A 255-nucleotide genomic window follows, 5' to 3' on the forward strand; every position below is an offset into this window, starting at 1 on the left:
TGGCTAACTCGACTACAGCTGTTGGGTTGGTCGTATCTGTCAATACCGGTGCATCGTTCGCACCAGTGATCGTGAACGTCACGTCTTGCACTGCGGAGTCTGCTGTACCGTCATTGACCTTCACTTGGTAAGTGATCGTCAAGCTTTGGCCTGCACGCAAGAAGTCTAGATTCGCTGCAGCTGGATCGTAGGTATAACCGATGCTGGTCGAACCACCGTTAGAAGTTCCATTGGTCAGGGTTAATGCACCAGCTG

At 51.8% G+C, this 255-nt stretch carries 1 protein-coding gene; it reads right to left on the minus strand.

What is annotated here, in order from left to right; genetic code table 11:
• Nucleotides 1-255: VCBS domain-containing protein (locus tag H8K36_RS19030; RefSeq protein ID WP_186918096.1), on the minus strand; the 255-nt coding region annotated here is incomplete at both ends.

Source organism: Affinundibacterium nitidum (genome assembly GCF_014284155.1).
GTDB lineage: Bacteria > Pseudomonadota > Gammaproteobacteria > Burkholderiales > Burkholderiaceae_D > Undibacterium > Undibacterium nitidum.